Source organism: Komagataeibacter xylinus NBRC 15237, assembly GCF_001571345.1.
Classification (GTDB): domain Bacteria; phylum Pseudomonadota; class Alphaproteobacteria; order Acetobacterales; family Acetobacteraceae; genus Komagataeibacter; species Komagataeibacter xylinus.
This window is the reverse complement of record NZ_BCTP01000001.1, coordinates 78516-99361: the sequence shown is the minus strand read 5'-3', so window position 1 is coordinate 99361 and position 20846 is coordinate 78516. Positions and strand designations below refer to the sequence as shown.

Annotated in this window: 25 protein-coding genes and 1 pseudogene; all 26 read left to right on the top strand. The window is 61.5% G+C overall.

Features of this window, described 5'->3' with window-relative positions; genetic code table 11:
* Positions 1–147 precede the first annotated feature (147 nt).
* The 26 genes and pseudogenes from rpoB to rplO all read left to right on the top strand — a co-directional run bounded on the left by rpoB (position 148) and on the right by rplO (position 20759).
* Entirely contained in the window at positions 148–4329 is a 4182-nt protein-coding gene (gene rpoB, locus GXY01S_RS00460) for a DNA-directed RNA polymerase subunit beta (protein WP_061271400.1), read from the top strand.
* Between the two features lie 102 nt (positions 4330–4431).
* A complete protein-coding gene (rpoC, locus tag GXY01S_RS00455) occupies positions 4432–8625 on the top strand; it encodes a DNA-directed RNA polymerase subunit beta' (RefSeq protein ID WP_061271398.1) in 4194 nt (1397 codons plus the stop codon).
* A gap of 415 nt (positions 8626–9040) precedes the next feature.
* Positions 9041–9412 (top strand): 30S ribosomal protein S12, encoded by a 372-nt coding sequence (rpsL, locus tag GXY01S_RS16880; protein ID WP_003621118.1) that lies wholly within the window; start codon positions 9041–9043, stop codon positions 9410–9412.
* 15 nt (positions 9413–9427) lie between these two features.
* Complete coding sequence (rpsG, locus tag GXY01S_RS00445; RefSeq protein ID WP_007399617.1) at positions 9428–9904, top strand: 30S ribosomal protein S7; 477 nt, start codon at positions 9428–9430, stop codon at positions 9902–9904.
* 93 nt (positions 9905–9997) lie between these two features.
* Positions 9998–11188, top strand: a complete 1191-nt coding sequence (tuf, locus tag GXY01S_RS00440) for an elongation factor Tu (RefSeq protein ID WP_061271396.1) — start codon at positions 9998–10000, stop codon at positions 11186–11188.
* Between the two features lie 105 nt (positions 11189–11293).
* On the top strand, positions 11294–11602 hold the full coding sequence (rpsJ, locus tag GXY01S_RS00435; RefSeq protein WP_007282720.1) for a 30S ribosomal protein S10: 309 nt from the start codon (positions 11294–11296) through the stop codon (positions 11600–11602).
* Between the two features lie 10 nt (positions 11603–11612).
* Positions 11613–12296, top strand: a complete 684-nt coding sequence (rplC, locus tag GXY01S_RS00430) for a 50S ribosomal protein L3 (protein WP_061271393.1) — start codon at positions 11613–11615, stop codon at positions 12294–12296.
* A gap of 12 nt (positions 12297–12308) precedes the next feature.
* Positions 12309–12923, top strand: coding sequence for a 50S ribosomal protein L4 (gene rplD / locus GXY01S_RS00425; protein ID WP_061271391.1), 615 nt, complete (start codon positions 12309–12311; stop codon positions 12921–12923).
* A gap of 35 nt (positions 12924–12958) precedes the next feature.
* Complete coding sequence (locus GXY01S_RS00420; RefSeq protein WP_172157796.1) at positions 12959–13255, top strand: 50S ribosomal protein L23; 297 nt, start codon at positions 12959–12961, stop codon at positions 13253–13255.
* Between the two features lie 16 nt (positions 13256–13271).
* The gene (rplB, locus tag GXY01S_RS00415; protein ID WP_061271389.1) at positions 13272–14102 is read left to right on the top strand and encodes a 50S ribosomal protein L2; all 831 of its coding nucleotides are present in this window, start codon (positions 13272–13274) and stop codon (positions 14100–14102) included.
* Between the two features lie 12 nt (positions 14103–14114).
* Positions 14115–14393, top strand: a complete 279-nt coding sequence (gene rpsS, locus GXY01S_RS00410) for a 30S ribosomal protein S19 (RefSeq protein WP_007399623.1) — start codon at positions 14115–14117, stop codon at positions 14391–14393.
* A gap of 2 nt (positions 14394–14395) precedes the next feature.
* On the top strand, positions 14396–14797 hold the full coding sequence (gene rplV / locus GXY01S_RS00405) for a 50S ribosomal protein L22 (protein WP_007399624.1): 402 nt from the start codon (positions 14396–14398) through the stop codon (positions 14795–14797).
* 3 nt (positions 14798–14800) lie between these two features.
* Positions 14801–15478 carry a 30S ribosomal protein S3 gene (gene rpsC, locus GXY01S_RS00400; protein WP_061271387.1) on the top strand — a complete coding sequence of 226 codons (678 nt, stop codon included), beginning with the start codon at positions 14801–14803 and terminating at the stop codon, positions 15476–15478.
* A gap of 53 nt (positions 15479–15531) precedes the next feature.
* Positions 15532–15948 (top strand): 50S ribosomal protein L16, encoded by a 417-nt coding sequence (gene rplP / locus GXY01S_RS00395; RefSeq protein ID WP_061271385.1) that lies wholly within the window; start codon positions 15532–15534, stop codon positions 15946–15948.
* A 1-nt stretch (position 15949) separates the two neighbouring features.
* On the top strand, positions 15950–16186 hold the full coding sequence (gene rpmC / locus GXY01S_RS00390; RefSeq protein WP_061271383.1) for a 50S ribosomal protein L29: 237 nt from the start codon (positions 15950–15952) through the stop codon (positions 16184–16186).
* Between the two features lie 13 nt (positions 16187–16199).
* The gene (gene rpsQ / locus GXY01S_RS00385; protein ID WP_061271381.1) at positions 16200–16481 is read left to right on the top strand and encodes a 30S ribosomal protein S17; all 282 of its coding nucleotides are present in this window, start codon (positions 16200–16202) and stop codon (positions 16479–16481) included.
* 14 nt (positions 16482–16495) lie between these two features.
* On the top strand, positions 16496–16864 hold the full coding sequence (gene rplN / locus GXY01S_RS00380; RefSeq protein WP_061271379.1) for a 50S ribosomal protein L14: 369 nt from the start codon (positions 16496–16498) through the stop codon (positions 16862–16864).
* A complete protein-coding gene (gene rplX, locus GXY01S_RS00375; RefSeq protein WP_010506725.1) occupies positions 16864–17184 on the top strand; it encodes a 50S ribosomal protein L24 in 321 nt (106 codons plus the stop codon). Before rplN ends, rplX begins: the two co-directional genes overlap by 1 nt.
* Before the next feature lie 10 nt (positions 17185–17194).
* Positions 17195–17764, top strand: a complete 570-nt coding sequence (gene rplE / locus GXY01S_RS00370) for a 50S ribosomal protein L5 (protein WP_061271377.1) — start codon at positions 17195–17197, stop codon at positions 17762–17764.
* Positions 17765–17869: 105 nt separating this feature from the next.
* A complete protein-coding gene (gene rpsN, locus GXY01S_RS00365) occupies positions 17870–18175 on the top strand; it encodes a 30S ribosomal protein S14 (RefSeq protein ID WP_061271375.1) in 306 nt (101 codons plus the stop codon).
* 12 nt (positions 18176–18187) lie between these two features.
* Positions 18188–18586 carry a 30S ribosomal protein S8 gene (gene rpsH / locus GXY01S_RS00360; RefSeq protein WP_010506719.1) on the top strand — a complete coding sequence of 133 codons (399 nt, stop codon included), beginning with the start codon at positions 18188–18190 and terminating at the stop codon, positions 18584–18586.
* A gap of 10 nt (positions 18587–18596) precedes the next feature.
* Positions 18597–19130: a 50S ribosomal protein L6 gene (gene rplF, locus GXY01S_RS00355; protein WP_061271373.1), complete on the top strand. Its 534-nt coding sequence runs from the start codon at positions 18597–18599 to the stop codon at positions 19128–19130.
* Positions 19130–19492: a 50S ribosomal protein L18 gene (rplR, locus tag GXY01S_RS00350; protein ID WP_061271371.1), complete on the top strand. Its 363-nt coding sequence runs from the start codon at positions 19130–19132 to the stop codon at positions 19490–19492. Before rplF ends, rplR begins: the two co-directional genes overlap by 1 nt.
* Before the next feature lie 17 nt (positions 19493–19509).
* Complete coding sequence (gene rpsE, locus GXY01S_RS00345) at positions 19510–20088, top strand: 30S ribosomal protein S5 (RefSeq protein WP_014105019.1); 579 nt, start codon at positions 19510–19512, stop codon at positions 20086–20088.
* Complete coding sequence (gene rpmD / locus GXY01S_RS00340; RefSeq protein WP_061271369.1) at positions 20081–20269, top strand: 50S ribosomal protein L30; 189 nt, start codon at positions 20081–20083, stop codon at positions 20267–20269. Before rpsE ends, rpmD begins: the two co-directional genes overlap by 8 nt.
* A gap of 1 nt (position 20270) precedes the next feature.
* Positions 20271–20759 (top strand): annotated as a pseudogene (gene rplO, locus GXY01S_RS00335) (50S ribosomal protein L15).
* Positions 20760–20846: the final 87 nt, after the last annotated feature.

Genomic DNA, 20846 nt, shown 5'->3' with positions numbered 1-20846 from the left:
GAGGCTTCGGGTGCCTTTGGCGGTAGTGAAAGATTGGTCGGGCGCAGGTCCGGTCGATCTGCCAAGGATTTTCAAGGGCCGCGCAGTCCGCGTGACATGACCATGTCACGACCGTGCGGGCCTGTGTGGATGGGGGCTGGATAGGCGATGAACGCGATTACGAAATCGTTCACGGGACGCAAACGCATCCGCAAGAGCTTCGGGCACATACCCGAAGTGGCTCCGATGCCCAATCTGATTGACGTGCAGCGGGCAAGCTACGAAACGTTCCTTCAGATGAATGTGGCGCCCGACAGCCGGACGCCGACGGGCCTGCAGGAAGTGTTCCGTTCCGTCTTCCCGATCAATGACTTCGCGGGGCGCGGGCGTCTTGAGTTCGTAAGCTACGAACTCGAGGAGCCGAAATACGACGTTGAGGAATGCATCCAGCGCGGGCTGACCTTTGCCGCTCCGCTGAAGGTGATCCTGCGCCTGATCGTATGGGACGTGGATGAGGATACCGGGTCGCGCTCGATCCGCGATATCAAGGAGCAGCCGGTCTATATGGGCGACATGCCGCTCATGACCGATAACGGCACGTTCATCATCAACGGCACCGAGCGCGTCATCGTCAGCCAGATGCATCGCAGCCCCGGCGTGTTCTTTGATCATGACAAGGGCAAGACCCATTCCTCGGGCAAGTTCCTGTTTGCCGCCCGTGTCATTCCCTATCGTGGCTCGTGGCTCGATTTCGAGTTCGACAGCAAGGACCTGATCTACGTCCGCATCGACCGCAAACGCAAGCTGCCGGTCACGACGCTGCTTTACGCGCTCGAAGGCGCCGCCTCCGAGGCTGCCCGTGCCGCCAAGGCCGCCGAAGGCGGGGATGTGGAGTCGATGGAAATCCAGGGCATGGACCCTGATGAGATCCTGTCCTACTTCTACGGCAAGGTGGAGTTCACCAAGACCGAAAAGGGCTGGGCGCGCCGTTTCGATGCCGATGCCTTCCGTGGCCAGAAGCTGCTCGAGCCGCTGATCGATGCCCAGACCGGCGAGGAAGTGGCTCCGGCCGATGCCAAGCTGACCGCCCGCATGGTCCGCAAGATTGCCGAGACCACCAAGGAAGTGCTGGTTGGCCCCGCAGGGCTGATTGGCCGCTTCATTGCAAGCGATATCGTCAACGAGCACACCGGCGAGATCCATGCCGAGGCTGGCGACGAGCTGACCGAGCAGAAGCTTGAGGAACTCGAGGGCGAAGGGCTGACCACGCTGACCACGCTGACCACGCTGGCGGTGGACGCGGCCAATGGCCCGTGGATCCGCAATACGCTGGCAGTGGACAAGAACGCCTCGCGCGAGGAAGCGCTGACCGATATCTACCGCGTCATGCGCCCCGGCGAGCCGCCCACGCCCGAGACGGCGGAAGCGATGTTCTCCGGCCTGTTCTTCGACCCCGACCGCTATGATCTGTCTGCCGTGGGCCGCGTGAAGATGAACATGCGCCTTGGCGTGGACGTGCCCGACACGGTGCGCGTGCTGCGCAAGGAAGACATCCTGCGCACCGTCAAGATCATGTGCGAGCTGAAGGACGGTCGCGGCGCGATTGACGATATCGACAACCTTGGCAACCGTCGTGTCCGCTCCGTGGGCGAACTGATGGAAAACCAGTACCGCGTTGGCCTGCTGCGTATGGAGCGCGCCATCCGCGAGCGCATGGGTTCGGTCGATATCGATACGGTCATGCCGCATGACCTGATCAACGCCAAGCCTGCCGCCGCTGCCGTGCGTGAGTTCTTCGGTTCCTCGCAGCTCAGCCAGTTCATGGACCAGACCAACCCGCTGTCTGAAGTGACGCATAAGCGCCGCCTCTCGGCGCTTGGCCCGGGTGGCCTGACCCGTGAGCGCGCGGGCTTTGAAGTCCGTGACGTGCACCCGACGCATTATGGCCGCATCTGCCCGATCGAGACGCCGGAAGGCCCGAACATCGGCCTGATCAACTCGCTGGCCACCTACGCCAAGGTGAACAAGTACGGCTTTATCGAGACCCCGTACCGCATGGTCGAGGACGGCGTGCTTCAGGATGGCTGGAAATATCTTTCCGCCATGGAAGAAGAGAAGCTGATCGTCGCCCAGGCCGATGCGAAGCAGGACGCGCAGGGTCACCTGACCGACGATCTGGTGTCCGTGCGCCGTGGCGGCGACTTCCGCCAGGTGCCGCCGACCGAAGTGACCGCCTGCGACGTATCGCCCAAGCAGCTTGTCTCGGTTGCTGCAGCGCTCATCCCGTTCCTCGAGAACGATGACGCCAACCGCGCCCTGATGGGCTCGAACATGCAGCGTCAGGCCGTGCCGCTGGTGCGCTCGGATGCGCCGCTGGTCGGCACGGGCATGGAAGCGGCCGTGGCGCACGACTCCGGTGCCGCCATCGTGGCTCGCCGCCATGGCGTGGTGGACCAGATCGACGGCGCGCGTATCGTGGTGCGTGCCACCGACGATGGCGGCGCGACGCAGGGCGTGGATATCTACCGCCTGCGCAAATACATGCGCTCCAACCAGTCCACCTGCATCAACCAGCGCCCCCTGGTGCGCGTGGGTGACCAGGTGCGGGCTGGCGAGATCATCGCCGATGGTCCGTCCACCGAACTGGGTGAACTGGCGCTGGGCCGCAACGTGCTGGTCGCGTTCATGCCCTGGAACGGTTACAACTTCGAAGATTCGATCCTGATTTCCGAGCGGATCGCGCGCGATGACGTGTTTACCTCGATCCATATCGAGGAATTCGAGGTCATGGCCCGTGACACCAAGCTGGGCCAGGAAGAAATCACGCGCGACATTCCCAATGTCGGCGAGGAAGCCCTGCGCAACCTCGACGAGGCGGGCATCGTCTATGTCGGCGCGGAAGTGAACCCCGGCGATATCCTGATCGGCAAGGTCACGCCAAAGGGCGAAAGCCCGATGACGCCGGAAGAAAAGCTGCTGCGCGCCATCTTTGGCGAAAAGGCGTCCGATGTTCGTGACACCTCGCTCAAGCTGCCGCCCGGCACGACCGGCACGATCGTGGACGTGCGCGTCTTCTCCCGCCGTGGCGTGGACAAGGACGAGCGCGCGATGGCCATCGAGCGCGCCGAGATCGAACGCCTCGCCAAGGACCGTGATGACGAGCGCGCCATTCAGGAGCGTTCCTTCTACAACCGTCTGCGCGAGCACCTGATCGGCCAGACCGCGGGCGCCGGTTTCAAGGGCATCCGCTCGGGCACCGAGATCACGGACGAGGTTCTGTCCGAGCATCCGCGTGGCGCATGGCGCAACATCACGGTCGTGTCCGATGAGGTCATGGCCGAGCTCGAAACCCTGCGCCGTGAGTTTGACGCGGCGGTGGCCAAGATCCAGGCCCGCTTCGACAACAAGGTCGAGAAGCTGCAGCGCGGTGACGAACTGCCGCCGGGCGTGATGAAGATGGTCAAGGTCTTTGTCGCGGTGAAGCGCAAGCTGCAGCCGGGTGACAAGATGGCTGGCCGCCACGGCAACAAGGGTGTCGTCTCGCGCGTCGTGCCGGTGGAAGACATGCCGTTCCTTGAGGATGGCACGTCGGTTGACATCGTGCTCAACCCGCTTGGCGTGCCCTCGCGCATGAACGTGGGGCAGATCCTCGAGACGCATCTGGGCTGGGCGTGTGCCAATATCGGCCGCCAGATCGGCCAGCTGGCCAATGACTACCAGCGCACGGGCGAGAAGCGGCAGGAACTGCTTGATGAACTGAAGTCGGTCTATGGCGACGCGGTTTATGACGAGCAGATCGGTGACATGACCGATAGCCAGCTGCTCGAGCTGTGCGGCAACCTGCGCAAGGGCGTGCCGATCGCGACCCCGGTGTTCGATGGCGCGTCCATCCCCGACATCGAGGCGATGCTGACCCGGGCGGGCGTGGACAAGTCCGGCCAGTCGCAGCTGATCGACGGGCGCACGGGCGAGCCGTTCGAGCGCAAGACCACGGTTGGCTACATCTACATGCTCAAGCTGCATCATCTTGTTGATGACAAGATCCATGCCCGCTCCATCGGCCCGTATTCGCTGGTGACCCAGCAGCCGCTGGGCGGTAAGGCGCAGTTCGGTGGGCAGCGCTTTGGTGAGATGGAAGTGTGGGCGCTCGAAGCCTATGGCGCCGCCTACACGCTGCAGGAAATGCTGACGGTCAAATCGGATGACGTGTCCGGTCGTACCAAGGTCTATGAGGCCATCGTGCGCGAGCAGGATGATTTCGAGGCCGGTATTCCGGAAAGCTTCAACGTGCTGATCAAGGAACTGAAGTCCCTTGGCCTGAATGTTGACCTGGAACAGAGCGGTAACTGATCCGGTCGGCATGTTGCACGTCGGTCCATCTATTTTTCTTTCAGGAGTGGAGGCAGGTGCGGCGCCTGCTTCCGCTTCATTCCCTCAGGGGGTTTGCGGCGCATGAATGAACTCATGAAGATCCTTGGTCAGGGCGGCCAGGCCATGACCTTTGACCAGATCAAGATCCAGCTGGCCTCGGCCGAGCAGATCCGTTCGTGGTCCTATGGCGAGATCAAGAAGCCCGAGACCATCAACTACCGGACCTTCAAGCCGGAGCGTGATGGCCTGTTCTGCGCGCGGATTTTTGGTCCGATCAAGGACTACGAATGTCTGTGCGGCAAGTACAAGCGGATGAAGTTCCGCGGCATCATCTGCGAAAAATGCGGCGTTGAAGTTACGCTGGCCAAGGTGCGCCGCGAGCGCATGGGCCATATCGAGCTGGCCAGCCCGGTTGCACATATCTGGTTCCTGAAATCCCTGCCCAGCCGTATCGGCCTGATGGTCGACATGACGCTGAAGGATCTGGAAAAGATCCTGTATTTCGAGAGCTATGTGGTGCTCGAGCCCGGCACATCGCCGCTCAAGCAGTACAGCCTGCTGACGGAAGACCAGTATCTCGATGTCATGGACGAGCATGGCGACGAGGGCATCGAGGTCGGCATTGGTGCGGAAGCGATCAAGAAGATCCTCGAGCGCATCGACTGCAAGGTCGAGAAGGAAGAGCTGCGTCTCGAGCTGAAGGAAACCACATCCGAAGCCAAGCGCAAGAAGCTGGTCAAGCGCCTGAAGCTGGTCGAGGCTTTTGCCGACAGTGAATCGCGCCCGGAATGGATGATCCTGGACCTCGTGCCGGTCATTCCGCCCGAGCTGCGCCCGCTGGTGCCGCTTGATGGTGGCCGCTTCGCCACATCCGACCTGAACGACCTGTACCGTCGCGTCATCAACCGTAACAACCGCCTCAAGCGGCTGATCGAACTGCGCGCGCCCGACATCATCGTGCGTAACGAAAAGCGCATGCTGCAGGAATCGGTTGATGCGCTGTTCGATAACGGTCGTCGTGGCCGTGCCATTACGGGTGCCAACAAGCGTCCGCTCAAGTCGCTGTCCGACATGCTCAAGGGCAAGCAGGGCCGCTTCCGCCAGAACCTGCTCGGCAAGCGCGTCGATTATTCGGGCCGTTCGGTCATCGTGGTGGGACCGGAGCTGAAGCTGCACCAGTGCGGCCTGCCCAAGAAGATGGCGCTCGAGCTGTTCAAGCCGTTCATCTACTCCAAGCTGGAAAAATACGGTCACGCCACCACCATCAAGGCCGCCAAGCGGATGGTGGAAAAGGAACGTCCCGAAGTGTGGGATATCCTTGAAGAAGTGATCCGCGAGCATCCGGTCATGCTCAACCGTGCGCCCACGCTGCACCGTCTGGGCATCCAGGCGTTCGAGCCGGTGCTGATCGAGGGCAAGGCCATCCAGCTTCACCCGCTGGTCTGCACCGCGTTCAATGCCGACTTCGATGGCGACCAGATGGCCGTGCACGTGCCGCTGAGCCTCGAGGCTCAGCTTGAAGCCCGCGTGCTGATGATGTCGACCAACAACATCCTCAGCCCGGCCAACGGCAAGCCCATCATCGTGCCGTCGCAGGATATCGTGCTCGGGCTGTATTACCTCAGCCTCGAGACGCCCGAATTCCGCGCAACGCCCGACAAGAACAGCTACGATGACAAGGGGCACGTGACCGTAACCGGCGCGCCGTCCTTCTCCAGCGTGGGCGAAGTGGAATACGCGCTGAGCACGGGCGCGGTGAAGCTGCACGACAAGATCCGTGCGCGCATCGAGAGCTTCGATGCCGAGGGCAAGACCGTGCGTGAGACGGTCGTGACCACGCCGGGCCGCATGCTTGTTGCCCAGATCCTGCCGCGCAACCCGGCGCTGCCGTTCGCGCTGATCAACCGCCAGTTGACCAAGAAGATCGTGTCGGACGTGATCGACGCGGTTTACCGTCACTGCGGCCAGAAGGAATGCGTGATCTTCTGTGACCGCCTGATGGGGCTTGGCTTCCGCCACGCCGCGCGTTCGGGCATCTCGTTCGGCAAGGACGACATGATCGTTCCCGTCGAGAAGAAGGAACTCGTGGACCGCACCGCCGGCGAGGTGAAGGAGTTCGAGCAGCAGTATCAGGACGGTCTGATCACCGCTGGCGAGCGCTACAACAAGGTGGTCGATGCCTGGTCGCGCTGCACCGATGAAGTGCAGGCCGCGATGATGAAGGAGATCTCCAAGCAGGAGATCGGCAAGCCTACCAACTCGGTGTGGATGATGAGCCACTCCGGTGCCCGTGGGTCGCCAGCGCAGATGAAGCAGCTTGCCGGCATGCGTGGCCTGATGGCCAAGCCGTCGGGTGAGATCATCGAACAGCCGATCATCGCCAACTTCAAGGAAGGCCTGTCGGTTCTCGATTACTTCACCTCCAGCCATGGTGCGCGTAAGGGCCTGGCCGATACCGCGCTCAAGACGGCGAACTCGGGTTACCTTACCCGCCGCCTCGTTGACGTGGCGCAGGACAGCATCATCGTCGAGGAAGACTGCGGCACCGAGCGCGGCCTGACCGTGCGTGCGGTCATGGATGGTGGCGAAGTCGTGGCCTCCCTGTCCGAGCGGATGCTTGGCCGCACGCTGGCAGCCGACGTGCTCGACCCGGCAACCGGCAAGGTGCTCTTCCCGCGCAATACGCTGATCGAGGAAGCCGAGGCCGAGCAGATCGAGAAGGCAGGCGTCGAAAGCCTGCTTATCCGCTCCGTGCTGACCTGTGACAGCCGCGTGGGCGTGTGTGGCCACTGCTATGGCCGTGACCTTGCGCGCGGCACGCCCGTCAACATCGGTGAGGCCGTGGGCGTTATCGCCGCGCAGTCCATCGGTGAGCCGGGCACGCAGCTGACCATGCGTACCTTCCATATCGGTGGCGCAGCGCAGCGTGGCGCCGAGCAGTCGATGGTCGAGGCCTCGCGTGATGGCAAGGTGACGATCCGCAACAAGAACGTGGTGCATAACAGTCAGAACGTGCCCATCGTCATGTCGCGTAACTGCGAGATCCTGCTGACGGATGACCGCGGAACCGAACGCGCCCGCTACCGCGTGCCCTATGGTGCGCGCCTGCTGGTCGAGGATGGCGCTGCAGTGGCCCGTGGCCAGAAGATGGCCGAGTGGGACCCGTACACCCTGCCCATCATCACCGAGCAGCCTGGCAAGGTGGAATATCTTGACCTGATCGACTCCATCACCCTGGTGGAGCGGATGGATGAGGTGACCGGCCTGACCTCGAAAGTGGTCGTGGATTACAAGCAGGCTTCCAAGGGGATCGACCTGCGTCCGCGCCTGCAGCTCAAGGACGCCAACGGCGACGTGGTGAAGCTGGCCAACGGCAACGACGCCCGCTACTTCCTGTCACCTGACTCGCTGCTCTCGGTCGAGAATGGCGCACAGGTCAACGCAGGTGACGTGCTGGCGCGTATCCCGCGTGAAGGCTCCAAGACGCGTGACATTACCGGTGGTCTGCCACGCGTGGCGGAACTGTTCGAGGCCCGCCGCCCGAAGGATCACGCCATCATCTCGGAAACCGAGGGACGCGTGGAATTCGGCAAGGACTACAAGTCCAAGCGTCGCGTCATCGTCAAGAACGACGAGACGGGCGAGGAGACGGATTACCTCATCCCCAAGGGCAAGCACGTGTCCGTTCAGGAAGGCGACTTTGTCCAGGTGGGCGATCCGCTCGTCGACGGGCCGCGCGTGCCGCATGACATCCTGAAGGTTCTGGGTGTCGAGGCGCTGTCGGACTATCTCGTCAACGAGATCCAGGACGTGTACCGACTGCAGGGCGTGAAGATCAATGACAAGCACATCGAAGTCATTGTTCGTCAAATGCTGCAGAAGGTGGAAATCCTTGAGCCGGGCGATACGACCTACCTGATCGGTGAGACGGTGGACCGTATCGAATACGAGGAAGAGAACGCCAAGCGCCTCAACATTGGCGAGCACCCTGCCGTTGCCATGCCGGTGCTGCAGGGCATCACCAAGGCCTCGCTGCAGACGCAGTCCTTCATCTCGGCGGCCTCCTTCCAGGAGACCACCCGTGTCCTCACCGAGGCGGCTACGGCGGGCAAGAAGGATACGCTTAACGGCCTCAAGGAGAACGTCATCGTCGGCCGCCTGATCCCGGCAGGGACGGGCAGCGTGATGAACAAGCTCCGCGCGGTTGCCGCGGGCGAGGACAAGCAGCGCCTTGCCAAGGCCCGCGCTGCCGTGCCGCCCAAGGCGGCTGAGTAACCACACGAGAGAAATGCCGGATGGCGGGGGACCGCTATCCGGCATGATTCGGTGCTGCACTATTGTCACCATCCGATTCAGGCGGTATCAGCAGCCTGACGGAGCGGTGCTCCGAGTCCGGCGGAACAGAGTCGTTTCGCCAGACTGCTAGCGAATCCTGCGCAAGGCTTGACTTTTGGTCAGTTTGCCCGTAGGTAACGCGCCCTCGGCTAGCCCTGTCTGAAAGACGTCGTTGGCCGTCGAATGCAGCATGCAGACATGCGGTGCCGCAGTCCGGGAATCGGGCTGCCCAGGCCGGATGTAAATATGATGCCCGAACGAATGGTTGTCATTCGTTGGGGTTTTGTTGTGAACGACAGTCGGCAACCAGATATGGGGTTGGCCGGCCGAATTTTGTAAGGATCGGGAAAGGCGTATGCCGACCATCAACCAGTTGATCGCGAAAGGTCGCGAACCCGCAGCCAAACGCAATAAGGTTCCTGCCCTGCAGGGCTGTCCGCAGAAGCGTGGCGTTTGCACTCGTGTTTACACAACCACACCGAAGAAGCCGAACTCGGCTCTGCGTAAGGTGGCAAAAGTACGCCTGACCAACGGTTATGAGGTTGTGAGCTATATTCCGGGTGAGGGGCATAACCTCCAGGAACATAGCGTTGTCCTGATCCGTGGTGGTCGCGTTAAGGATCTTCCTGGCGTGCGTTATCACATCCTGCGCGGCGTTCTGGACACCCAGGGTATCGCCAAGCGTCGTCAGCGTCGCTCGCTCTATGGCGCGAAGCGTCCTAAGTAAAAGGAATAACGAGGCATGAGTCGCCGTCATCGCGCAGTCAAGCGCGAGATTCTTCCCGATCCGAAATTTGGTGATGTCGTCATTACGCGTTTCATGAACGCCCTGATGTACGACGGCAAGAAGTCCACCGCTGAAGGGATCGTCTATGGCGCCCTTGAGGTGCTGCGCCGCCGTGGTGGCGCTGCTGCGGACCCTGTGGTCATGTTCCACAGCGCGCTGGACAACGTCAAGCCGGCTGTCGAGGTGCGTTCCCGCCGTGTTGGTGGCGCCACCTACCAGGTTCCGGTCGAAGTCCGGGCCGAGCGTCGTCAGGCGCTGGCCATCCGCTGGCTGATCGACGCCTCGCGCAAGCGTGGCGAGAACACCATGCAGGATCGTCTGTCGAACGAACTTCTTGACGCCGTCAATAATCGTGGCGCCGCGGTCAAGAAGCGCGAAGACACGCACCGCATGGCAGAAGCCAACAAGGCATTCAGTCATTACCGCTGGTAAAGGCGGTCTGGCCGGTCTATTCACCGGCCCGGCTTCCGAAACGGAACTTTCCAACCCGACTCTCGGCACGAGGCCGAGTTAACGGAGAAAACGATGGCAAAGGCTAAATTTGAGCGGAATAAGCCGCACTGCAACATCGGTACGATTGGTCACGTCGATCACGGCAAGACCTCGCTGACCGCTGCTATCACCAAGACGCTGGCGAAGTCCGGTGGCGCGGAATTCAAGGCGTACGACATGATCGACGCCGCGCCGGAAGAGCGCGCCCGTGGCATCACCATCTCGACCGCCCACGTCGAGTACGAGACCGCGAAGCGTCACTACGCACACGTCGACTGCCCCGGCCACGCTGACTATGTGAAGAACATGATCACCGGTGCCGCGCAGATGGACGGCGCGATCCTGGTCGTGTCGGCCGCTGATGGCCCGATGCCCCAGACCCGCGAGCACATCCTGCTTGCCCGCCAGGTTGGCGTGCCGGCTCTGGTCGTCTTCCTGAACAAGGTTGACCAGGTTGATGATCCGGAGCTGCTTGAGCTGGTGGAAATGGAAGTGCGCGAGCTGCTTTCCGCTTACCAGTTCCCCGGCGATGATATCCCCATCATCAAGGGTTCGGCCCTGGTGACGCTGGAAGACGGCGACGCGGAAGTCGGTGAAAACCGCGTTCTGGACCTGATGAACGCTGTGGACGAATACATCCCGCAGCCGGAGCGTCCGGTCGACCGTCCGTTCCTGATGCCGATCGAAGACGTGTTCTCCATCTCGGGCCGTGGCACCGTGGTGACGGGCCGTGTCGAGCGTGGCGTGGTAAACGTTGGCGACGAAATCGAGATCGTTGGCCTGCGCCCGACGCAGAAGACGACCGTGACCGGCGTTGAAATGTTCCGCAAGCTGCTCGACCGTGGTGAAGCAGGTGACAACATCGGCGCACTGGTGCGTGGCACGAAGCGTGAAGACGTTGAGCGTGGCCAGGTGCTGGCAAAGCCGGGCTCGATCACCCCGCACACCAAGTTCAAGGCGGAAGCCTACATCCTGACGAAGGAAGAGGGTGGCCGTCACACGCCGTTCTTCACCAACTATCGTCCGCAGTTCTATTTCCGCACGACCGACGTCACCGGCGTCGTTCACCTGCCGGAAGGCACGGAAATGGTCATGCCTGGCGATAACGTCGCCATGGATGTCGAGCTGATCGCTCCGATCGCCATGGATGAAGGCCTGCGCTTCGCTATCCGCGAAGGCGGTCGCACCGTTGGTGCAGGTGTTGTTGCTTCCATCACGGCGTGATTGGACAGTAACTGAACTGTGGCATCCCGGTCGGAGCAATCCGGCCGGGTTTCCATTGCGGATCGGGTTCCCCCGAATCAGGTAAAGTTGGACTGAAACAGAAAGATGGACAACCAGAACATCCGCATTCGCCTGAAGGCGTACGATCATCGGGTGCTAGACAACAGCACGAAGGAGATCGTCAATACGGCGAAGCGTACGGGTGCGCGGGTTCGGGGTCCTATCCCGCTGCCGACGCATATTGAACGGTTTACCGTAAACCGCTCCCCCCACGTGGATAAGAAAAGCCGCGAGCAGTTCGAAATTCGGACCCATCGCCGGCTGCTCGACATTGTCGAGCCGACCCCGCAGACCGTGGACGCTCTCATGAAACTCGACCTCGCCGCTGGCGTAGATGTCGAGATTAAACTCTAAGGTCCAGACGATGCGCACCGGATTGATCGCAAAAAAGCTGGGTATGACCCGGCTGTTCAAGGAAGACGGCACACATGTGCCGGTGACTGTCCTGCAGCTTGATGATCTGCAGGTGGTTGATGTTCGCACGACCGAGCGTGATGGCTACACAGCCGTCCAGCTTGGCGCGGGCAAGGCCAAGGTCAAAAATGTGTCCAAGCCGAATCGCGGCCATTTTGCCAAGGCCAAGGTCGAGCCCAAGAAGAAGCTGGCGGAATTCCGTGTATCGGATGACGCCGTCCTGGAAGTCGGGGCTTCTCTGTCCGCCGCCCATTTCGTGGTGGGGCAGAAGGTGGACGTTACCGGCACCAGCAAGGGTAAGGGTTTTGCCGGCGCGATGAAGCGCTGGAACTTTGCCGGTCTCGAAGCCACCCACGGTGTCTCGATCAGTCACCGTTCGCACGGTTCCACGGGTAACCGCCAGGATCCGGGCAAGGTTTTCAAGAACAAGAAGATGGCCGGCCATCTCGGTTCCGAGCGTATCACTACGCTGAACCTTGAGGTTGCGGCTGTTGACGCCGAAAAGAACCTGATCATGATCCGCGGCTCCGTGCCGGGCGGAAAGAATGAAACGGTTCTCGTTCGTGATGCGATCAAGAAGGCCCGTCATGCCGAGGCGCCGTATCCGGCGGCCCTGGTTGAGGCTGCGGGCTGAGGATAGAGGGCAATGGATTACGAGATCAAAACCCTCGATAACGGAAGCGCAGGTACCGCCAGCCTTCCCGACGAGATTTTCGCCGCAACGCCGCGCACGGACATCCTGGCGCGTGTGGTGCACTGGCAGCTGGCCAAGCGCCGGGCTGGTACGCACAAGGTCAAGGGCATGGGGGAAGTCTCCGGCACGACCAAGAAGCCGTACCGCCAGAAGGGCACGGGTAGCGCCCGCCAGGGTTCGCTGCGCGCGCCGCAGTACCGCACCGGTGGCATCGTTCATGGTCCCGTGGTGCGTGACCATGGCTATGACCTGCCCAAGAAGGTGCGTCGCCTTGGCCTGATTTCCGCCCTGTCGCAGAAGGCGGCGGAAGGCAAGCTGGTGGTGCTCGATGCAGCGACCGCCTCGGGCAAGTCGGCCGAACTGGCCAAGAAGCTGAAGGTCCTGGGCTGGACATCCGCGCTGATCGTGGATGCCGCGGTTGAAGAGAACTTTGGCCGTGCTGCGCGCAACCTGCCGAAGATCGACATTCTTCCGACGGTGGGCGCCAATGTCTACGACATCCTGAACCACGATGTGCTCGCGATCACGCGCGCCGGGGTTGAGGGTCTGAAGGAGCGTCTGGCATGACCAACATCCTGGCAATCCGCAAGAAGGCGGAACGCATGTCTCGGGAAGCGATGTACGACATCATCCGCTCCCCCCTGATCACGGAAAAGGCGACCGCCCTTTCCGAGAAGAACCAGGTTGGCTTCAAGGTTGCGATCAGCGCCACGAAGCCGGAGATCAAGGTTGCGGTCGAGACGCTGTTTGGCGTGAAGGTTCTGGGTGTGAACACGCTCATCCAGAAGGGAAAAGCCAAGCGCTTCAAGGGACGTCCCGGCCAGCGTTCGGATGTTAAGAAAGCGTTTGTTCAGCTTGCAGAAGGTCAGTCCATCGACCTGACCGCGAAGCTGGTCTGACGCGGGGTGACAAGAAATGGCATTGAAGCACTTTAATCCAGTTACCCCCAGCCTGCGCGGAACGGTTCTGATCGACCGCAAGGAGCTGTGGAAAGGCAAGCCCGTCAAGGGCCTGACCGAGGGGAAGAACAAGAGCGGCGGCCGTAACAATCACGGTCGCACCACCTCGCGTTTCATCGGTGGCGGACACAAGCAGTCCTACCGTTATGTTGACTTCAAGCGTCGCAAGTTCGACGTGGTCGGCACGGTGGAACGCCTTGAATACGATCCCAACCGTACGGCGTTCATCGCGCTCATCAAGTATGCCGATGGCGAGCTGGCCTACATCATCGCGCCGCAGCGCCTGAAGGTTGGTGACGAAGTCATCGCCGGTGCGCGCGCCGATATCAAGCCGGGCAACGCCATGCCCCTGTCTGCCGTTCCGGTGGGCACGATCATCCACAACATCGAGCTCAAGGCCGGTGCTGGTGGCAAGATCGCCCGTTCGGCTGGCACGTATGCGCAGCTGGTCGGCAAGGACATGGGCTATGCCCAGATCAAGCTGCAGTCCGGTGAGCTGCGTGTTGTTCGCGCGGAATGCATGGCCACCATCGGTGCCGTGTCCAACCCGGACAACATGAACCAGCACCTGGGCAAGGCCGGCCGCAATCGCTGGCTGGGCCGCCGCCCGCACAACCGTGGTGTCGTCATGAACCCGGTTGACCATCCGCATGGTGGTGGTGAAGGACGCACTTCGGGTGGGCGTCATCCGGTTACGCCATGGGGCAAGCCGACTAAGGGTTACAAGACCAGGGTCAACAAGCGTACGGACAGTCTGATCATCCGTCGCCGGAAGACCGGCAAGTAAGGGGCATTTAAGATGGCACGTTCCGTCTGGAAGGGCCCGTTCGTAGACGGGTATCTGCTGAACAAAGCCGATGCATCGCGCGCGTCGGGCCGTAACGAAGTGATCAAGATCTGGTCGCGTCGATCCACCATCCTGCCGCAGTTCGTCGGACTGACGTTCGGCGTCTATAACGGGCACAAATTCCTGCCCGTGCAGGTTTCCGAGAACATGGTGGGCCACAAGTTCGGTGAGTTCTCACCGACCCGTACCTTCACGGGTCATTCTTCGGACAAGAAAGCGAAGCGGGGCTGAACATGAGCAAGCCTAAGCATCCGCGCACGCTCGCGGAAACCGAGGCGCAGGCGCTGACGCGGAACATCCGCATCAGCCCGCGCAAGCTGAACCTTGTTGCGGGTCTGATCCGCAACAAGCCGGCTGCGCAGGCAATCGCCACCCTCACATTCTCCAAGCGTCGCATTGCCCAGCAGGTCAAGAAGACGCTGGAAAGTGCGATCGCCAACGCCGAGAACAACCATCAGCTGGACGTTGACCAGCTGGTTGTTGCCCGCGCTGAGGTGGGCAAGTCGATCGTGATGCGTCGTTTCCACGCACGTGGTCGTGGCCGTTCGGCCCGCATCGAGAAGTTTTTCAGCCACCTGACCATCGTCGTGGCGGAAAAGAAGCCCGAAGCTGAAACCGAAAAAAAGGCGGCCTGATCCATGGGACATAAAGTTAATCCGATCGGGCTTCGGCTCGGTATTAACCGGACATGGGACAGCCGCTGGTACGCCGATGCGGACTATGCCCGCCTGCTGCATGACGACCTGAAGCTGCGCGCCTACCTGCGCCGTAAGCTGGCAGGTGCCGGCGTGTCCCGCGTGGTGATCGAGCGCCCGGCCAAGAAGCCGCGCGTGACCATCTACGCTGCACGCCCCGGCGTGGTGATCGGCAAGAAGGGCCAGGACATTGATGTGCTGCGCAAGGACCTGGCCCGGATGGCCAAGACCGATGTCGCGCTGAACATCGTCGAGATCCGCAAGCCGGAAATCGACGCGACCCTGGTGGCCGAGAACATCGCCCAGCAGCTCGAGCGCCGCGTGGCCTTCCGTCGCGCCATGAAGCGCGCCGTGCAGTCCGCCATGCGCCTTGGCGCGCAGGGTATCCGGATCAACTGCTCGGGCCGTCTTGGCGGCGCGGAAATCGCGCGCGTCGAGTGGTATCGTGAAGGTCGGGTGCCGCTGCATACGCTGCGTGCGGACATCGACTATGGTGTGGCGACCGCCAAGACGACCTATGGCACCTGTGGTGTGAAGGTCTGGATCTTCAAGGGCGAGATTCTTGCCCATGATCCGCTGGCGCAGGACCGTCGCGCCGCCGAACAGGCCCCGCAGCGCTAACTGCGGGGTCCAATGGACCTAGATGCGCCAGGCGGCGCGTGAGGATTTGAAAAATGCTTTCTCCCAAGCGGACAAAGTACCGCAAGGCCCACAAAGGGCGCATTCACGGGTTGGCCAAGGGCGGCACAACCCTGAATTTCGGGGCTTTTGGCCTGAAGGCTCTCCAGCCTGAACGGATCACGGCCCGCCAGATCGAAGCGGCCCGCCGGGCCATTACCCGTGCCATGAAGCGTGCGGGTCGTGTCTGGATTCGGATTTTCCCTGATCTTCCGGTCTCGACAAAGCCGGCAGAAGTGCGTATGGGGTCCGGCAAGGGGTCGCCCGAATTTTGGGTGGCTCGTGTGAAGCCGGGTCGAATCCTGTTCGAGATCGAAGGCGTGTCGCCGGAAGTCGCGCGTGAAGCGCTGGCTCTCGGTGCGGCAAAGCTGCCGATCAAGACCAAGTTCGTGACCCGTATCGGAGAGGCGTGAGATGGCAAAGGCAACAAAGCCCGCCGATCTGCGTGCCAAGACTGTTGAAGAACTGGATACGCTTCTCGTCGATCTGAAGCGCGAGCAGTTCAATCTTCGGTTTCAGCACGCGACCGGCCAGACCGAGGGGCAGTCCCGCATGCGCGTGGTGCGTCGTGAGATCGCGCGTGTGAAGACGATTGCGACCCAGGTTGTTAAGAAGAGTTCTGCCGGCCACGCGCCGGCAGCAAAGTCCTGAAGGGAGACGGGCGATGCCAAGGCGCGTCCTGACCGGGCGGGTAACGAGCGACAAGATGGACAAGACCGTTACGGTTCTTGTCGATCGTCGCATTATCCACCCGCTGTATAAGAAGTTCATTCGTCGCTCGAAGAAGTATGCGGCGCATGACGGCTTGAACGAATGCAAGGTGGGCGACACGGTGCGCATTGAAGAATGCAAGCCGATTTCCCGCCGCAAGACCTGGACGGTCGTTGTCCGGAATGGCCAGCCGCTCGCGGCAGCCGCCGGTGCTGCGTCTGGCGCCCAGGCGTAAAGAAGGCATAGACCATGATCCATCCCGAGACCAACCTTGACGTCGCCGACAATTCCGGCGCCCGTCAGGTGCAGTGCATCAAGGTACTGGGCGGTTCCAAGCGGAAGTCTGCCTCGGTCGGCGACGTGATTGTCGTGTCCGTCAAGGAAGCCATTCCCCGCGGCAAGGTCAAGAAGGGCGACGTTCACCAGGCGGTGATCGTGCGTACTTCCTACCCCGTGCGCCGGGCTGATGGCAGCGCCATCCGTTTTGACCGCAACGCGGCCGTGCTGATCAACAAGCAGCAGGAGCCGATCGGTACCCGTATCTTTGGCCCGGTCGTGCGTGAGCTGCGTGCGCGCAAGTTCATGAAGATCATCTCGCTGGCACCGGAGGTGCTGTAATGGCTGCTCGTATCAAGAAAGGTGACCAGGTTCTGGTCACCACCGGTGGTTCCAAGGGAACCCGTGGCGAGGTTGTTACGGTCCTCCCCGCAGCCAACAAGGCTGTGGTGCGTGGCGTTGCCATTGCGAAGCGTCATACCCGTCCTTCGCGCATGGGTGAGCAGGGTGGCATTGTCCAGAAGGAAATGCCGGTCCACCTGTCCAACCTGAAGCTGATCGACCCCAAGAGCGGCGACCCGACGAAAGTCGGCTTCCGTGTTCTGGAAGATGGTCGCAAGGTTCGTGTCGCCAAGGCGACCGGCGAAGTAATCGAAGGCTGAGGGGGCGGGAATGTCTGAAGTGAAAGAAGCCCGCGCCCTGCCGCGCATGCAGCAGCGTTATCAGGACGAGCTGCGCGCGAAGCTGCGCGAGGAATTCGGGTACAAGAACGAGATGCAGGTTCCGCGTCTCGAGAAGATTGTCCTGAACATGGGTGTTGGCGAAGCCGCTGGCGACCAGAAGAAGCTCGACGCGGCGGTCAAGGAAATGACCCTTATCGCTGGTCAGAAGCCGGTCAAGACGGTTGCCAAGAAGGCGATCGCCGGTTTCAAGATCCGCGAAGGTCTGCCCATCGGGTGCAAGGTGACTCTGCGCCGTGCCCAGATGTTCGAATTCCTTGATCGTTTCGTGACGATCGCCCTGCCACGCGTGCGTGATTTCCGCGGGCTGCCGGCGAACAAGGGTTTCGACGGTCGTGGCAACTTCGCGATGGGGCTGAAGGAACAGATTGTCTTCCCGGAAATCGAATACGACAAGGTAGACGAGATCCGCGGCATGGACATCATCTTCGTGACCACTGCGAAGACGGATGCGGAAGCGAAGGCTCTGCTGAAGGCGTTTGATCTGCCCTTCGCTGCATAAAATGTAGCGAAAGGGCTTCCGTCTGAAGTCCAGAAGACCTAATACACACGTTGTTTGGAAAACCGTTGGGACTGGCCCGACAGGTTCCGGAGGGTAAAACAAGGCATGGCCAAAATTTCCGCCGTAAACCGGAATGTCAAGCGCGAGCGCATGGCAGACCGGGACCGGGCTAAGCGGACTGCATTGAAGAACATCATCATGGATCGGTCTCTGCCGGTTGAAGATCGATTCGATGCGTCGCTCAAGCTTGCTGAACTTCCTCGCAATGGCTCGCGCGTGCGCGTGCGCCTGCGCTGCAAGCTCACCGGGCGTCCTCGCGCCAATTACAGAAAGTTTGAACTCTGCCGTATCGCCCTGCGCGACCTGGCCTCTAATGGTCAGATCCCGGGCATGGTCAAGTCAAGCTGGTAAGGGCAGGGAACGATGTCACTTTCTGATCCTTTGGGTGATCTGCTCACCCGGATCCGCAACGCGCAGCGTGCACGGCATGCTGCCTGCGTGGCGCCGGCTTCCAAGCTGCGCGCCAGTGTTCTCGAGGCGCTTCGCCGCGAGGGATATATCCGTGGTTTCTCGCGTGAGGAACTGCGCAAGGGTGTGGCCCAGCTGCGCATCGAGCTGAAATATCTCGATGGCGAGCCGGTCATCAAAGAAATCCACCGTGTGTCCAAGCCGGGGCGTCGCGTCTATTCCAAGATCAAGGAACTGCCGCGTGTCTATGCCGGGCTGGGTGTGTCGATCCTGTCGACGCCGCGTGGTGTTCTGTCCGATGCGGAGGCCCGCGCTGCCAATGTTGGCGGTGAAGTCCTCTGCCGTGTGTTCTGAGGAGGGATAAATGTCGCGAGTGGGCAAATATCCCGTCGAAGTTCCGTCGGGTGTTCAGGTTTCCGTTGCTGGTGGCGTGCTGACCACGAAGGGCAAGCTTGGCGAGCTCAAGCTGCCGCTGTCCGGTCATGTCGCCGTTGATGTTGCGGATGGCAAGGTTGCGGTAAAGCCGGTTGGCACCGAAGCCCAGGCCCGCATGATGTGGGGGACCACGCGTTCCCTGATCGCGAGCATGGTCAAGGGTGTGTCGGAAGGGTTTTCCAAGACACTGGAAATCTCCGGGACCGGTTACCGTGCTGCGGTGCAGGGCAAGAACCTGGTCATGAACCTCGGTTATTCGCATGACATCGTCTATGCGATTCCCGAAGGGATCAAGATCACCACCCCGCGGCCGACGGCCGTGACTGTCGAGGGGATCGACAAGCAGCGGGTTGGTCAGGTTGCGCTTGATATCCGTAGCTTCCGCAAGCCTGAGCCCTACAAGGGCAAGGGTGTCCGTTATGAAACGGAAACCATCCGTCGCAAGGAAGGCAAGAAGAAATAATGAGCACGCAGAAGGATCTGCGGGAGCGGCGGCGCCAGCGTCTCCGTTTCCAGCTTCGCCTCAAGAGTGGTGGCCGTCCGCGTCTGTCGGTGTTCCGTTCGGGCAAGAATATCTACGCGCAGGTGATCGACGATGCCGCTGGCCGCACGCTGGCCGCAGCTTCGACCCTCGACAAGGATCTGCGTTCCACCCTCAAGGGTGGTACGGACGTGAAGGCAGCCGGTGCAGTCGGCAAGCTTCTTGCCGAGCGCGCGGTAGCTGCTGGTGTGTCGAAGGTCGTTTTCGACCGCGGCGCGTATCTGTATCATGGGCGTATCAAGGCCCTGGCGGAGGCTGCCCGTGAGGGCGGTCTCTCGTTCTGACGAAAGGGTCACGCATAATGGCACGTGAACCGAGAGAAGGCGGCCGGGGTGGTCGCGATCGTGACCGCGAAGGCGACGATCTGGTCGACAAGCTGGTCACGATCAATCGTGTTGCCAAGGTTGTAAAGGGCGGTCGCCGCTTTGCATTCGCGGCACTGGTTGTTGTTGGTGACCAGAAGGGTCGCGTAGGGTTCGGCGCGGGCAAGGCCCGTGAGGTTCCCGAGGCGATCCGCAAGGCAACCGACCGCGCCAAGCGGACGATGATCCGCGTTCCGATGAAGGAAGGCCGTACGCTGCATCACGATGTGGCCGGTCACTTCGGGGCGGGCAAGGTTGTCCTGCGCTCCGCTGATGCGGGCACGGGCATCATTGCCGGTGGTCCGATGCGCGCTGTGTTCGAGAGCCTGGGCATCAATGACGTGGTGGCCAAGTCGCTCGGCACCCGCAACCCGCACAACATGGTCAAGGCGACGTTTGCCGCGCTGGAGCGTTGCGCCAGCCCGCGTTCGGTTGCCAACCGCCGTGGCAAGAAGGTTTCGGACATTCTGGGGCGCCGCGAGGCTGCGGTAGCGACGGAGGCTGCGGCCGATGTCTGATACCAAGGCAACCATTCGCGTTACCCAGGTGCATTCTGGCAATGGCCAGAAGCCGGGCCAGCAGGCTACGCTGGTGGGCCTGGGCCTGAACAAGATCGGTCGTACCCGCGAACTGGAGGATACCCCTTCAGTTCGTGGCATGATCCGCAAGGTGTCCCACCTGATCAAGGTGGAGGATTGAGATGAACCTGAACGAACTTCGTGACAACGAGGGCGCACGCTATCGCAAGAAGCGCCTTGGTCGCGGCATCGGCTCTGGCAAGGGCAAGACGTCGGGCAAGGGTGTTAAGGGTCAGAAGGCGCGCTCCGGTGTGTCGCTGAACGGTTTTGAAGGCGGTCAGCTGCCCATCTACCGTCGTCTGCCCAAGCGCGGCTTCAAGAACATCTTCCGCAAGGATTATGCGGTGGTGAACCTGGGCGTGCTCGACAAGGCGATTGCTGCTGGCAAGATCGACGCCAAGGCCGTGGTGACGTGAGAAATTCTGACCACTGCCGGTCTGGCCGGGTCGGGCCGCTTTGATGGCATCCGCCTGCTGGCCGATGGCGCGCTGAACCACGCCGTGACCATTGAAGTGTCCGGTGCTTCGGCCGGTGCCATTGCCGCAGTTGAAAAGGCTGGCGGCAAGGTGCAGGTCAAGGTCCAGAAGCAGCAGGCTCCTGCCGCCGAATGACCGGCTGGGGGCACAGGCACGTTCTGTACCCGAAGCATGATAAAAGCGATGCTGCTTGCACTCGGCGGGCGCATCGCTTTATTACTT